Here is a 13,228-nt window from a genome sequence, read left to right on the forward strand (position 1 = left end):
TCGAAAGTCGTGGTGGCCGACGGTAAGGCGACGGTGTCGCGCGAAGTGGATGGCGGCGCTGAAACGCTGTCGCTGACGCTGCCCGCTGTGGTGACGACCGATCTGCGCCTGAACGAGCCGCGCTATGTGACGCTGCCGAACATCATGAAGGCGAAGAAGAAGCCGATGGAAACGATCAAGCCGGAAGACCTCGGCGTTGACGTCACACCGCGCCTGAAGACGCTGAAAGTCGTCGAGCCGCCCAAGCGCGCCGCCGGTGTGAAGGTGCCGGATGTGAAGACGCTGGTCGAGAAGCTGAAGACCGAAGCCAAGGTGCTGTGAGGGAGACGGACAAATGACGAATCTGGTAATTGCAGAACACGACAATCAGTCGATCAAGGCCGCGACGCTGAACACGATTGCAGCGGCGCAGAAGATCGGTGGTGACATTCATGTGCTGGTCGCGGGTCACAACGCACAGGCTGCGGCGGATGCGGCAGCGAAGATCGCGGGCGTCAGCAAAGTGCTGCTCGCCGACGCACCGCAACTCGAAGCCGGCCTCGCGGAAAATGTCGAGGCGACGGTGCTGAACATCGCGAAGAACTACACGCACATCCTCGCGCCGGCGACCGCCTACGGCAAGAACATCGCCCCGCGTATCGCCGCAAAACTCGACGTCGCGCAGATCAGCGATATCACCGCGGTGGATTCCGCCGACACGTTCGAGCGTCCGATCTATGCGGGCAATGCGATCGCAACAGTTCAGTCGCAGGACCCGATCAAGGTCATCACGGTTCGCTCGACCGGCTTCGACCCGGTTGCAGCCGAGGGCGGCAGCGCAGCGGTCGAGAAGATCGAAGCCGCCGCCGATGCAGGCATCGCGCAGTTCGTCAGCCGTGAAGTGACGAAGCTGGATCGTCCGGAACTGACGTCGGCGAAGATCATCGTTTCGGGTGGCCGTGGTCTGGGCAATGGCGAGAACTACACCAAGGTGCTCGAACCGCTGGCCGACAAGCTGAACGCAGCGCTCGGCGCCTCGCGAGCCGCCGTCGATGCGGGCTTCGTCCCCAACGACTATCAGGTCGGCCAGACCGGCAAGATCGTCGCGCCGCAACTGTATGTGGCGGTCGGCATCTCGGGTGCGATCCAGCATCTGGCCGGGATGAAGGACTCGAAAGTCATCGTCGCGATCAACAAGGACCCGGAAGCGCCGATTTTCAGCGTCGCCGATTATGGTCTGGTGGGAGATCTGTTCACGGTCGTGCCGGAACTCGTTAGCGAACTCGGCTAAGCGCCGTAGCGCCGATTACAGGCGTCTGGCACAGCATGAAGGGCGCGGGACCGATCAAGTCCAGCGCCTTTTTTTTATCGAAGGCGGGAGGAGAACTGAAATGAGCTATACGGCGCCCATCAAGGACATGCTGTTCGTGATGAAAGAACTGGCCGGTCTCGAAGACATCGCGGCACTGCCGGGCTTCGAAGACGCGAACTTCGATACGGCGCAAGCCGTGCTCGAAGAATCGGCGAAACTGTGCGGTGGCGTGCTGGCACCGCTGAACGTCGAAGGCGATCGCAATCCGAGCAGCTGGAAAGACGGCGTGGTCACCGCTACCCCCGGTTTCAAGGAAGCGTTTCGCCAGTTCGCCGAAGGCGGCTGGCAAGGCGTGCAGCATCCGCTCGACTATGAAGGCCAGGGCCTGCCGAAATTGATCGGTACGCCATGCGTTGAAATGCTCAACGCGTCGAATCTGTCGTTCGCGCTGTGCCCGCTGTTGACCGACGGCGCGATCGAAGCGTTGCTCACGGCCGGCACCGAAGCACAAAAACAGACCTACGTGCCCAAGCTGATCTCAGGCGAATGGACCGGCACGATGAATCTCACGGAGCCGCAAGCCGGCTCCGATCTCGCGCTGGTGCGCACGCGCGCCGAGCCGCAGGGCGACGGTTCGTTCAAGCTGTTCGGCACGAAGATTTTCATTACGTGGGGCGAGCACGATATGGCGAAGAACATCGCCCATCTCGTGCTGGCTCGCACGCCGAATGCGCCCGAAGGCGTGAAGGGCATTTCGCTTTTCATCGTGCCGAAGTTTCTCGTCAACGAAGACGGCTCGCTTGGCGAGCGCAACGACGTGCATTGCGTGTCGATCGAACACAAGCTCGGCATCAAGGCGAGCCCGACCGCGGTGCTGCAATTCGGCGATCACGGCGGCGCGATCGGTCATCTGATCGGCGAAGAAAATCGCGGCCTCGAATACATGTTCATCATGATGAACGCCGCGCGTTTCGCGGTGGGCATGCAGGGCGTGGGCGTGTCGGATCGCGCGTATCAACACGCGGTCGCGTATGCGAAAGATCGCGTCCAAAGCCGTCCCGTGGATGGCTCCGCGAAGCAGTCGGTGGCGATCATCCAGCATCCGGACGTGCGCCGCATGCTCGCGACGATGCGCGGTCTCACCGAAGCTTCGCGCGCGCTCGCTTACGTCGCGGCAGCACATTGCGACATCGCGCATGCTCATCCGGACGAAGCAAAGCGCGCCGAACATCAGGCGATCTACGAATTCCTCGTGCCGATCGTGAAGGGTTGGAGCACCGAGCTTTCGATCGACGTAACGAGCCTCGGCGTGCAGGTGCACGGCGGCATGGGCTTCATCGAAGAAACCGGCGCGGCGCAGTACTACCGCGATGCGCGCATTCTGCCGATCTACGAAGGCACGACCGCGATTCAGGCGAACGACCTGATCGGCCGTAAAACCTTGCGCGACGGCGGCAAGGTCGCGAAGTCGTTGCTCGCAGGCGTCGCGGAAACGGTTGAAGCGCTCGGCAAGCGGCCGGGTCCGGCGTTCGCTTCGATGAAAAAATATCTGGCGCAAGGCCATGACGCGTTGAGCACGGTGATCGATTTCGTCGTCGCGAATACGAAGGGCGATCCGAACGCGGTGTTCGCCGGCAGCGTGCCTTATCTGAAGCTGGCGGGCGTCGTGCTGGGCGGCTGGCAGATGGCGCGTGCGATGCTCGTCGCAGCTCAGAAGCGTGACGAAGATCCGTCGTTCTACGGCGCCAAGATCGCGACTGCGCAGTTTTACGCGGAGCATGTGTTGCCGCTCGCGTCGGCGTTCGAGGCGTCGATTGTCAGCGCGAAGGGTAGCGAGAGCGTGCTGGCTTTGTCGGAAGATCAGTTCTGATCAGAGCTGGCTTGACTAACGCTTCGGCATGAAAAAACGGCGCCTCGTGGGCGCCGTTTTTTTTGAAACCTCTTCGAAGCGTTAAGCGTATGCCGGGCGATGCGCACCGCCAGTCTCGCCGAGATAGCGATGCACCGACAGATCGTCTGCCTTGATGACCGGTTGCTTGCCCGACATCACATCGGCCAGCAACTGGCCCGAGCCGCACGACATGGTCCAGCCCAACGTGCCGTGACCCGTGTTCAGGAACAGGTTCGGAACCGGCGTACGGCCGACGATCGGCGTGCCGTCCGGCGTCATCGGACGCAAGCCGGTCCAGAACGAAGCCTTCGACGTATCGCCGCCGCCCGGGAACAGATCGTTCACGCACAGCTCCAGCGTTTCGCGACGCGCCTGGCGCAATGACTTGTCAAAGCCGACGATCTCCGCCATGCCGCCGACGCGAATCCGGTCGTCGAAACGCGTGATCGCGATCTTGTAGGTCTCGTCGAGCACGGTGGAAACCGGAGCCGCCGCTGCGTCGACGATCGGCGCGGTGATCGAATAACCCTTGAGCGGATAAACCGGAATCTTCACGAGACCGGAAAGGAATCTGGTCGAGTACGAACCCAGCGCGACCACGAACGAATCCGCTCGCACCAGTTCGCTGCCGCATTGAACGCCGGCGATACGGTCGCCCGCCATGGCGAGGGCGTCGATCGGCGTGTTGTAGCGGAACTTGACGCCCAGTTCTTCGGCCAGCGCGGCAAGGCGCGTGGTGAACATCTGGCAGTCGCCGGTTTCATCGCCCGGCAGTCGCAGGCCGCCGGTCAGCTTGTGCGACACCGCCGCGAGTGCCGGCTCGGCTTGCGCGAGTTCAGCCGGCGAGAGCAGTTCGAACGGCACGTTGGCTTCTTTCAGCACGGCGATGTCTTTTGCGGCGCCGTCGAATTGTTGTTGCGTGCGAAACACCTGCAACGTGCCACCGGTACGCCCTTCGTACTGAATGCCGGTCTCCGCGCGCAGCGCTTGCAGGCAGTCGCGGCTGTATTCGGCGAGGCGCACCATGCGGCCCTTGTTCACCGCATAACGCGATGACGTGCAGTTCTGCAGCATCTGCCACATCCATTGCAACTGGAACTGCGTGCCGTCCAGACGGATCGCGAGCGGCGCATGCTTCTCGAACATCCACTTGACGGCTTTCAGCGGCACGCCAGGCGCGGCCCACGGCGACGCGTAGCCCGGCGAAATCTGGCCGGCATTGGCGAAACTGGTTTCGAGCGCCGGGCCGGCCTCGCGATCGATCACCATCACTTCGTGACCCGCGCGCGCCAGATAGTACGCGCTCGTCACCCCGACGACGCCACTGCCCAAAACGACGACTCGCATAGCTGCTCCGGAATATTCAAGGTGGTTTAAGGGCGGCGCGCTCGTCGATTCGTTGAGTTCGTTCGATTCACGAGGTGTAACGCGGCTTGCCCAGTGTTAACCGCTATACTATTAACAGTCAGGTAGGTTTTGTTATTGTATTTTCAAGATTTTCAGCAAATACACCATGCGTACACAGCGCCAGCCGGTCCGGGCTCTCGACAAACTCGACCACAAGATCCTTCGGTTGCTTCAGCAGGACGGCCGGATGGCCATGAAGGATCTGTCCGAGCAGGTCGGCCTGTCCGTGACGCCGTGTATCGAGCGCGTCAAGCGCATGGAGCGCGACGGCGTGATCACGGGCTATCACGCGCGCGTGAACCCGGCGGAGTTGGGGGCGGCGCTGCTGGTGTTCGTCGAGATCACGCTGGATCACAAGAGCGGCAATATGTTCGATCAGTTCCGGCGCGAGGTGCAGAAGATTCCCGAAGTGCTGGAATGCCACCTTGTCTCGGGCGATTTCGACTATCTGATCAAGGCGCGCATCGGCGAGATGGCCGATTACCGGAAATTGCTGGGCGATATCCTGTTGCAGCTTCCCGGCGCTGTGCAGTCGAAGAGCTACGTGGTGATGGAAGAAATCAAGGAAACGCTGACGATCGCGGTGGGAGATTGAGGCCTGGGCCGATCGGATAGGCGGGCTCGACAAACGGCGTAAACACTGTATATTCATACAGGTGTTTTGCGCCGTTTTGTTTTGAAACGTCTGAGCCGTGACTGATCCCGACATCGACCCCGTTCCTGAATATCCGATCGCTCCGCCCACGCCCCGCAAGGGCCGTGGCGCGGTGACGAACCTGCAAGGCCGCTACGAGCGCGATCAGCGCGAGGCAGTGGACGACGGCTGGCTGTCGGTCGTGGTTTCGGAAGACGACGGCGACCCCAAGATTTTGCGCACACAGGTGTTCGAAGAACGCGCCAAGACGATCCTCACGCGCAACGCCTCGCCGGATATTCCCTTTGGCGTGTCATTGAACCCTTATCGCGGGTGCGAGCACGGCTGTATCTATTGTTTTGCGCGGCCTACGCATAGTTATTTGGGGCTCTCGCCGGGGCTCGACTTCGAAAGCCGGATCTACGCCAAGGTCAACGCGCCGGAGTTGCTCGAGCGGGAACTGTCCAGGAAGTCGTACGTTCCGGAGCCCATAGCGCTCGGCGTGAATACCGACGCATGGCAGCCGGCCGAGCGCGATCTGCAACTCACGAGGCGGGTGATCGAGGTACTCAGCGAGCGCAACCATCCATTCGCCGCGATCACCAAGTCATCGCTAATCGAGCGCGATCTCGATCTGCTTGCGCCAATGGCCGCGCGCGGGCAGTGCATGGCTGCCATCACCATTACCACGCTCGACGCGGAGATCGCACGCACGCTCGAGCCGCGTGCGGCCACACCGTCACGCAGGCTGCGCACGATTCGAACCTTGAGCGAGGCGGGTATTCCGGTTGGTGTGAGCATCGCGCCGGTCATTCCTTTCGTGACCGAGCCGGATATGGAACGGGTGCTGGAGGCTTGCGCGGAGGCCGGTGCGAGCAATGCGAGCTACATCGTGTTGCGCCTGCCGTGGGAAGTCGCGCCGCTCTTCAAGGGTTGGCTCGCGGCGCATTTTCCGGATCGCGCCGAACGCGTGATGGGTCGCGTGCGCGATATGCGCGGCGGAAAAGACTACGACTCAGACTTCGCGTCGCGCATGAAAGGCGAGGGACTGTGGGCCGATCTGCTCAAGCAGCGCTTCCATAATGCCGTGCGCCGTTTGGGGCTGAATCGGCGCGACCGCGGCATTCTGGACATGTCGCACTTCCGGCGGATCGAGCCGCCAATCGCTGCAACGTCGGCGCGCAACGATCGGCAACTGGATCTCTTTTAGCGCCTGCATTTATTCGCTTTGGTTCGCATGCAGCCGATTATTGCGACAGTGCTTTAGCCGCTGCGACTTGGCCTTCGAAATAGGTTTGGAACGAAATGGCAAGACCGGTCATCAGCACGAAGGCGCCGATCAGCAGCGAAAAGATCACGATGAAAATCACGGTCCAGCCTGAGCCGCTTTTGCGCTGTGTCTGGGCGTTGAACTGCGCGTCCCATTTTTCGTCCGGCCGCAGTCCATAAACGATCGCGGCGAGGAAGGCGGCGAGCAGGGACACGGCGCCGGGCAACGCCAGCGCCCAGCCCAGCATCGAAGCGCGATCGCTTGCCACTAACAGCATCGCGCCGGGAATGCCGAGCAGCGTGCCGATCAGATGGGCCCAGCCGTAGATGTCGCGCGTGCCGTAAAGATAGAAGCGGTGTGCGCCGAGGCTGCCGAAGAAGAACGCCAACGCGGCGGTCATCGTCTTGGATCTGAAGCGCGGAGAAACCGAGGCAAGCGTGGACATGTAGGCGAGGTCAGGTAGCAAGCGGTCGAAAGGAGCGGCGCGCGGTTGGGCGCGGACCGACGCGCATTCTACGCTCCCGCTGTGGTGACGGTCATCTGGCGGGGAGGAGCGCGTATGCAGCGGCGTCAGGAAGCCGGCCCCGAATACGTCACGCGATACACCGCGCCAGCGTAGTCGTCGCTGATCAGCAGCGAGCCGTCGGGCAAGGGCAGGACGTCGGCGGGACGGCCCCACACTGTTTCACCCGACTGCAACCAGCCTTCGGCGAACACTTCCTGGTGCGCATTGCTGCCGTCCGGTGCTGTAATCACGCGCACTACGCGGTAGCCGACCTTCTTGCTGCGATTCCACGAACCATGTTCGGCGATGAAGATATTGTCCCGATAAGCGGCTGGGAACATCGAGCCGCTGTAAAAGCGCATGCCGAGCGCGGCGACGTGCGCGCCCAGTTTCAGTACGGGCGGCGCAAATGTGCTGCAAGGATGATCCTTGCCGAATTCGGGGTCGGGCGTGTCGCCGCCGTGGCAGTACGGAAAGCCGAAGTCCATGCCGACGCGCGGCGCCCGGTTGAGCTTGTCGTCCGGGATGTCGTCGCCGAGCAGGTCGCGGCCGTTGTCCGTGAACCATAGTTCGTGCGTTGCCGGGTGCCACGCGAAGCCGACCGAATTGCGGATGCCACGTGCAACCACTTCATAGTGGCTGCCGTCCGGGTCCATGCGGCCGATCAGCCCGAATTTGTTGCGGTCTTTCAGGCACACGTTGCAAGGCGCGCCCTGCGGCACGTACAGCTTGCCGTCCGGACCGAACGCGATGAATTTCCAGCCGTGGTGTGTTTCAGCCGGCAGCGTGTCGATCACGACCGCCGGCTTGGGGGGCTCGTTCAGGTGGGTGTCGATCGCGTCGAACCGCAGGATCTTCGACACTGCTGACACATACAAAGCGCCATCCCGCCAGGCCACGCCCGCGGGCGTCTCCAGACCGGAGGCGATGACATGGCGGCCGCTCACGTGGCCGTTTCGTAGTTCGAGCGCGTATACGCGCCCGTCAAGACTACCTATATAGAGGATGCCTTGCGGCGACAACGCCATTGCCCGTGCGCCCGGCACGGCGTCGGAGAGAACTTCGATATGGAAGCCCGGCGGAAGCTTGATGCGTTCGACCGGTAGCGCGGCCAGCGCAGGTAGCGCGGTGCCAGCAATCCACAGCGCGGCTGCAACGCGCAAGGTCCGATTTCCCGTGGGACGCCTCGGGCCAGTAATCCGGGCGAAGGCAGCAAAAAAAGCGGGCGCAATCGCACCTTTTAGCGTAAGTCTCACGGGCGCTCCGTCAGGTAATTCGGGCGTTTCGACGCGGTCCGAGCGTTGCGTCCGGATGGCCGGCGCAGCTTCGTTACTCAGTTTATCCGGGTAAGTGTTTGTTATGGCGTCGGTTTCCCGCTATAATCGCGTGTTTCAGTCGTTCCGAACCCCGGTTTTCAAGGATTCTAGTATGGTCATCATCCGCTTGGCTCGTGGCGGCTCCAAGAAGCGCCCGTTCTACAACATCGTCGCAACCGATTCGCGTAACCGTCGTGACGGCCGCTTTATCGAACGCGTTGGTTTCTACAACCCGGTCGCTACGAAGGGTGAATCCCTGCGTATCGCTCAGGATCGCCTGACGTACTGGCAAGGCGTTGGCGCACAACTGTCGCCGACCGTCGAGCGTCTCGTGAAGGAAGCTGCAAAGGCGCAGCCGGCTGCTTAATGGTAGCTCGCATGCGTATCGTCGTCGGTTCGGCCGGCGGCTCGCGCAGCTTGCGTGAGCAGTCCGATGCGCGAGATGTAATGCTGAAGCAGGCGTCGAAGCTGGCAGTGAGGTTCTCTTATGTCTGAACGTGATTCCGGCAGTTCAGGTGGCGTGAAGGCAAAAGCGGCAACCCCGCGCGCGAAGACGTCTGATCAGGCGCCGTTCGGTGCATTCGTCCGCAAACCGGTCGAAAAAGCCGAAGGCAAGGCGAAAGCCGAAGTAACGACCGCTGGTTCCGGTGCTGCAGAAATGCGCGCGGAGACGGTGGAAAGCTGGCCGGCCGACGCGGTCGAGGTCGGCAAAATCGTCGACGCTTACGGCCTCAAAGGCTGGGTCAAGGTAGCCGCTCACGCGGATGCCGGACATGGCGGCGACGCGTTGTTGAGCGCGAAACGCTGGTGGCTGATGCAAGGCCATGAGCGTAAGTCGACGCCCGCATTGCAGGCGAAAACACATAGTGACAGTGTGGTTGCCCAGTTGGGCGGCGTCACTGACCGCGATGTGGCGCACGCACTGCGCGGCACGCGCATCTATATCAGCCGCAGCGAATTCCCGGCTCTCGAAGCCGACGAGTTCTACTGGGTCGACCTGCTTGGCCTGGATGTGGTGAACGTTGCCGGTGTCCACCTCGGCAAGGTTGCAGAATTGATCGACAACGGTGCGCACTCGGTGTTGCGCATCGAATACCCGGCTACCGACAAGAGCGGCAAGCCGGTCACCGGCGAGCGCTTGATCCCGTTCGTCGGCGTTTTTGTCAAAACAGTGGACCAGGCGGCGAAGCAGATCACCGTCGACTGGGAAGCCGACTACTAAATGATTCGCTGAATGGAGAGAGCGATGCAGTTCGATGTCGTCACGCTCTTTCCTGACATGTTCCGCGCATTGACCGACTGGGGCATCACCAGCCGGGCGATGAAGCAGGAGCGCTACGGGTTGCGTACGTGGAATCCCCGCGATTTTACGACCGACAACTACCGCACGATCGACCATCGCCCGTACGGCGGCGGTCCCGGCATGGTGATGCTGGCCAAGCCGCTGGAAGACGCGATCGGCGCCGCGAAAGCGGCACAGGCAGAGCAGGGCATCGGCGCGTCGCGCGTCGTGATGATGTCGCCGCAAGGCGCCACACTGAATCACGACCGCGTCATGCAATTCGCCGCCGAACCCGGTCTGATTCTGTTGTGCGGCCGTTACGAAGCGATCGATCAGCGTTTGCTCGACCGTGTTGTCGACGAAGAAGTCAGTCTTGGCGACTTCGTGCTGTCGGGCGGCGAATTGCCCGCCATGGCGTTGATGGATGCCGTGGTGCGTCAGTTGCCCGGCGTGCTCAACGACTCGCAGTCGGCGGTGCAGGATAGCTTTGTCGATGTGCTGCTTGATTGTCCGCATTACACGCGTCCGGAGGAATACGACGGCGTGCGTGTGCCCGACGTGCTGCTCGGCGGCAATCACGCGGAAATCGAAGCGTGGCGTCGGCGTGAAGCTTTGCGCAACACGTGGCACAAACGGCCCGATCTGATCGTGAAGGCCAGAAAGAACAAGATGTTGAGCCGTGTCGACGAGGCATGGCTGACGAGTCTCGCAAAGGAAGAGTCGAAGGCCTAGCGCCTTGGGACTTTCGAGCGGACACCAGGCGGCGCCGCACATGCGTGTACGGCGCCAGATGTGAACCCATCCTCTATCGGGGCCGTAGCCGAGCATTTTTGCAAGGCAGGTACGAACGCCGACAAGATGGATCCAGGAGTTAGTAATGAATCTGATCGCAAAACTCGAGCAGGAAGAAATTGCGCGCGCCCTCGGCGAAAAGACCATTCCCGCATTCGCCCCCGGCGATACGGTGATCGTCAGCGTGAACGTGGTTGAAGGTACGCGTAAGCGTGTTCAGGCTTACGAAGGCGTCGTGATCGCCAAGCGTAACCGTGGTCTGAATTCGTCGTTCATCGTCCGCAAGATTTCGTCGGGCGAAGGCGTCGAGCGTACGTTCCAGACGTACTCGCCGCTGCTGGCAAGCATCGTCGTGAAGCGTCGTGGCGATGTGCGTCGTGCCAAGCTGTACTACCTGCGCGACCGTTCGGGCAAGTCGGCTCGAATCAAGGAAAAGCTGGTCTCGAAAGACCGCGCTGCTTCCCAAGCGTAAATGCTGTAAGAAAAAGCACCCTCGCGGGTGCTTTTTTGTTTGCCAGGTCAAAATAGCGGCACGTTCCCATCCGCCTATTCGAGAGACCCGTTGATCCGCCCCGTCTTTGAGCCTGAAACCCTGCCTGTCGAAGCGACGGGCGCCAATCTGCCGCCGGTGGCCGGCGGTCGTCTCACGCCCGATGGCCTGCGTGTGCGATTCAAACAGCATCTGTCCTGGACCCCCGAGCCGATCATCGAAGCGCCCTGGCGCGATACGCACGTCGATCCGCGCGTCGCTGCAGTGCTGGTGCCGCTGGTCGTCCGTGAACAAGGCCTGACCGTCCTGTTGACCCAGCGAGCCGACCATCTGAACGATCACGCCGGCCAGGTGAGCTTCCCTGGCGGACGACACGAACCCTTCGATGCCGACGCCAACGCGACCGCGCTGCGCGAAGCGCAGGAAGAGGTTGGTCTCGATCCGTCGCGCGTCGAAATTCTCGGCGCGCTGCCTGACTATCTGACGGGCACCGGCTTTCGTGTGTCGCCGGTGATTGGCCTTGTCCATCCGCCGTTTTCGCTCAAAGCGGACGCGCTCGAAGTCGCCGAAGTCTTCGAAGTGCCGCTCGCCTTTCTGATGGACCCCGCCAATCACGAAGAACGCGTGTTCCGTTACGAAGGCGGCGAGCGCCGGTTCTTCGCGATGCCGTACCCGCGCGCGGCATCGGCGGAAGGGGATGCGCCGGGCGAAAGAAACGGGCTCGGCGGCCATCATTTCATCTGGGGCGCCACGGCCGCGATGCTGCGCAACTTCTATCGTTTCCTCGCGGCATGAAGCAGGCTAGGGTGTGCACTTGTCGGGTGTTTGTCAGCGTCCACGTTCAGTGGCATCCGACCCTGTGCTATCGTTATAAAACAATCGTAAAAACTCAAAAAGCACGGCGCATCGCATGACTTTTTTCTCCGTATTGCTGGCACTGATCATTGAACAGGTACGCGCACTGTCGCCGGGTAATCCGGTGTCCGCGTTGCTTCAGTACCATGCGGAGTCGGCGGCGCACGGATTCGATGCCGGCAAGCCCAGGCATGGCTTGCTCGCCTGGCTCGTGGTGGTCGTGCCGTGGACGCTGGCCGTCGCGCTCGTCTACTACGTGCTGTATCACATCCACTTCGCGTTGGCCTTTCTCTGGAACGTCGCCGTGTTGTACTTCACGCTCGGCTTCCGGCAGTTCAGCCATTACTTCACCGACATCCACCTCGCGTTGAACAACGACGACGTGCCGCGTGCGCGCGAAATCCTCAACGAATGGACCGGGCTCGATACGATCGATATGCCCGTCAGCGAGATCGTGCGTCATACGCTGATTCACGCGGTGGTCGCGTCGCATCGCCATGTGTTCGGCGTGTTCTTCTGGTTCCTGATTCCGGTCGGCCCGGCCGGTGCGGTGTTGTATCGCATCGCCGAATATCTGGCGCGCGCGTGGGCGCGGCCGGTGGACGACCGGACGGTCGCGTTTTCGAGCTTCGCGCAGCGTGCGTTCTTCGTGATCGACTGGATTCCTGCGCGCTTGACCTCGCTGGGCTTTGCGATCGTCGGCAATTTCGAAGACGCGATTTATGCATGGCGCAACCATGCGCGTCAGTGGCCGGATGCGAACGACGGTGTGCTGCTCGCAGCAGGCAGCGGGGCGTTGGGCGCGCGTCTGAGCGGCCCGCTGGCCGAGCCGTCGAGCCTCGACGCACTTGCCACTGGCGACGGCGGTCCGATGCAGGTCGGTGACGACTGCACGCCGCGCACGCTGCAATCGGCGGTGGGTCTGGTGTGGCGCGCCGTGGTGCTGTGGATGATCCTGCTACTGATGCTGACCATCGCCGTGTGGCTCGCTTAACGCAGCTGCGCTATATGCCTCCTGACAAAGAAAAGCCGCTCGACAGAGCGGCTTTTCTTCTGGTGCCCTGGCAGGCCGTCGAGATTCCGGTTGCAGCACCGCGTTCGAACCGGCGTCCGCTCGCTCGATTCCAACATTCGGGCCGCGTCCGGCCTTACCTATGCCGGCGCCGACACGCTTCAGCCATCGAGTGGGTTGCGCGCCGTCCCACATTGCCAGCACACCGTGAACTGGGCCTCCAACGCCTCGCCGCACTCAGCGCACAACCAGCCAGGCGAACCCGCCGCCGGCCCCTCCGAGGCCGTCAAGATCAACCTCCGCGCCATCGCTTCATCGCGCTCATCGACGAGCCACAGTTCCGGCGCACATTGATCCGCCGGAATATCGCCGAGCGCGCCGTTCAGATACCGGTTATGCAATTCGCAGGCGATGCCGGCGGTCGCCAGCACATTGACCCAATGCTGTCCGATGATCAGATTCGGCGCGCGCATGAGCTTCATG

General features: G+C 62.0%; 15 protein-coding genes. 11 read left to right on the forward strand and 4 right to left on the reverse strand.

Features of this window, described 5'->3' with window-relative positions:
* From FQ705_RS02000 to FQ705_RS02010, 3 genes are all read left to right on the forward strand, one after another.
* Window positions 1–321 (forward strand): electron transfer flavoprotein subunit beta/FixA family protein (locus tag FQ705_RS02000; RefSeq protein WP_409934669.1); only part of this gene is annotated, 321 nt, incomplete at its 5' end.
* A gap of 13 nt (window positions 322–334) precedes the next feature.
* A complete protein-coding gene (locus tag FQ705_RS02005) occupies window positions 335–1,270 on the forward strand; it encodes an electron transfer flavoprotein subunit alpha/FixB family protein (protein WP_144137797.1) in 936 nt (311 codons plus the stop codon).
* A gap of 100 nt (window positions 1,271–1,370) precedes the next feature.
* Window positions 1,371–3,161, forward strand: a complete 1,791-nt coding sequence (locus tag FQ705_RS02010; RefSeq protein WP_144137798.1) for an acyl-CoA dehydrogenase — start codon at window positions 1,371–1,373, stop codon at window positions 3,159–3,161.
* A gap of 81 nt (window positions 3,162–3,242) precedes the next feature.
* Here the strand turns inward: FQ705_RS02010 and FQ705_RS02015 are convergent, their stop codons facing one another.
* Window positions 3,243–4,529 (reverse strand): D-amino acid dehydrogenase, encoded by a 1,287-nt coding sequence (locus FQ705_RS02015; RefSeq protein ID WP_144137799.1) that lies wholly within the window; start codon window positions 4,527–4,529, stop codon window positions 3,243–3,245.
* A gap of 166 nt (window positions 4,530–4,695) precedes the next feature.
* Here FQ705_RS02015 and FQ705_RS02020 point away from each other — a divergent pair, with 166 nt between their 5' ends.
* Both FQ705_RS02020 and FQ705_RS02025 read left to right on the forward strand, forming a co-directional pair.
* Window positions 4,696–5,184: an Lrp/AsnC ligand binding domain-containing protein gene (locus FQ705_RS02020; protein ID WP_144137800.1), complete on the forward strand. Its 489-nt coding sequence runs from the start codon at window positions 4,696–4,698 to the stop codon at window positions 5,182–5,184.
* Window positions 5,185–5,281: 97 nt separating this feature from the next.
* Window positions 5,282–6,433, forward strand: coding sequence for a PA0069 family radical SAM protein (locus FQ705_RS02025; RefSeq protein ID WP_144137801.1), 1,152 nt, complete (start codon window positions 5,282–5,284; stop codon window positions 6,431–6,433).
* Window positions 6,434–6,470: 37 nt separating this feature from the next.
* Here FQ705_RS02025 and FQ705_RS02030 read toward each other — a convergent pair whose 3' ends face one another.
* Entirely contained in the window at window positions 6,471–6,938 is a 468-nt protein-coding gene (locus FQ705_RS02030) for an NINE protein (protein WP_144137802.1), read from the reverse strand.
* Between the two features lie 125 nt (window positions 6,939–7,063).
* Window positions 7,064–8,197, reverse strand: coding sequence for a PQQ-dependent sugar dehydrogenase (locus FQ705_RS02035; RefSeq protein WP_409934673.1), 1,134 nt, complete (start codon window positions 8,195–8,197; stop codon window positions 7,064–7,066).
* A gap of 229 nt (window positions 8,198–8,426) precedes the next feature.
* On the opposite strand from FQ705_RS02035, the gene rpsP reads away from it, so the two are divergent.
* The 6 genes from rpsP to FQ705_RS02065 all read left to right on the forward strand — a co-directional run bounded on the left by rpsP (window position 8,427) and on the right by FQ705_RS02065 (window position 12,727).
* Window positions 8,427–8,681: a 30S ribosomal protein S16 gene (gene rpsP / locus FQ705_RS02040; protein WP_007180912.1), complete on the forward strand. Its 255-nt coding sequence runs from the start codon at window positions 8,427–8,429 to the stop codon at window positions 8,679–8,681.
* Window positions 8,682–8,801: 120 nt separating this feature from the next.
* The gene (gene rimM, locus FQ705_RS02045) at window positions 8,802–9,536 is read left to right on the forward strand and encodes a ribosome maturation factor RimM (protein ID WP_144137803.1); all 735 of its coding nucleotides are present in this window, start codon (window positions 8,802–8,804) and stop codon (window positions 9,534–9,536) included.
* Window positions 9,537–9,560: 24 nt separating this feature from the next.
* The gene (gene trmD, locus FQ705_RS02050; protein ID WP_144137804.1) at window positions 9,561–10,328 is read left to right on the forward strand and encodes a tRNA (guanosine(37)-N1)-methyltransferase TrmD; all 768 of its coding nucleotides are present in this window, start codon (window positions 9,561–9,563) and stop codon (window positions 10,326–10,328) included.
* 145 nt (window positions 10,329–10,473) lie between these two features.
* Window positions 10,474–10,860, forward strand: a complete 387-nt coding sequence (gene rplS, locus FQ705_RS02055) for a 50S ribosomal protein L19 (protein WP_144137805.1) — start codon at window positions 10,474–10,476, stop codon at window positions 10,858–10,860.
* Between the two features lie 90 nt (window positions 10,861–10,950).
* On the forward strand, window positions 10,951–11,673 hold the full coding sequence (locus FQ705_RS02060; protein ID WP_144137806.1) for a CoA pyrophosphatase: 723 nt from the start codon (window positions 10,951–10,953) through the stop codon (window positions 11,671–11,673).
* A gap of 115 nt (window positions 11,674–11,788) precedes the next feature.
* Window positions 11,789–12,727 (forward strand): CobD/CbiB family protein, encoded by a 939-nt coding sequence (locus FQ705_RS02065; protein WP_144137807.1) that lies wholly within the window; start codon window positions 11,789–11,791, stop codon window positions 12,725–12,727.
* A gap of 179 nt (window positions 12,728–12,906) precedes the next feature.
* On the opposite strand, the gene FQ705_RS02070 is transcribed toward FQ705_RS02065, so the two are convergent.
* The gene (locus FQ705_RS02070) at window positions 12,907–13,227 is read right to left on the reverse strand and encodes a putative signal transducing protein (protein ID WP_144137808.1); all 321 of its coding nucleotides are present in this window, start codon (window positions 13,225–13,227) and stop codon (window positions 12,907–12,909) included.
* Between the last annotated feature and the right edge of the window lies 1 nt (window position 13,228).

The sequence above is a fragment of the Paraburkholderia sp. BCC1884 genome (assembly GCF_900996225.1).
GTDB lineage: Bacteria > Pseudomonadota > Gammaproteobacteria > Burkholderiales > Burkholderiaceae > Paraburkholderia.

Bases quoted from the DNA above. Each gene is read 5' to 3' on its own strand.
- rimM (WP_144137803.1), top strand. From the start codon at position 8,802: ATGTCTGAACGTGATTCCGGCAGTTCAGGTGGCGTGAAGGCAAAAGCG.
- FQ705_RS02020 (WP_144137800.1), top strand. From the start codon at position 4,696: ATGCGTACACAGCGCCAGCCGGTCCGGGCTCTCGACAAACTCGACCAC.
- FQ705_RS02030 (WP_144137802.1), bottom strand. From the start codon at position 6,938: ATGTCCACGCTTGCCTCGGTTTCTCCGCGCTTCAGATCCAAGACGATG.
- FQ705_RS02005 (WP_144137797.1), top strand. From the start codon at position 335: ATGACGAATCTGGTAATTGCAGAACACGACAATCAGTCGATCAAGGCC.
- trmD (WP_144137804.1), top strand. From the start codon at position 9,561: ATGCAGTTCGATGTCGTCACGCTCTTTCCTGACATGTTCCGCGCATTG.
- FQ705_RS02010 (WP_144137798.1), top strand. From the start codon at position 1,371: ATGAGCTATACGGCGCCCATCAAGGACATGCTGTTCGTGATGAAAGAA.
- rplS (WP_144137805.1), top strand. From the start codon at position 10,474: ATGAATCTGATCGCAAAACTCGAGCAGGAAGAAATTGCGCGCGCCCTC.
- rpsP (WP_007180912.1), top strand. From the start codon at position 8,427: ATGGTCATCATCCGCTTGGCTCGTGGCGGCTCCAAGAAGCGCCCGTTC.
- FQ705_RS02015 (WP_144137799.1), bottom strand. From the start codon at position 4,529: ATGCGAGTCGTCGTTTTGGGCAGTGGCGTCGTCGGGGTGACGAGCGCG.
- FQ705_RS02070 (WP_144137808.1), bottom strand. From the start codon at position 13,227: ATGAAGCTCATGCGCGCGCCGAATCTGATCATCGGACAGCATTGGGTC.
- FQ705_RS02065 (WP_144137807.1), top strand. From the start codon at position 11,789: ATGACTTTTTTCTCCGTATTGCTGGCACTGATCATTGAACAGGTACGC.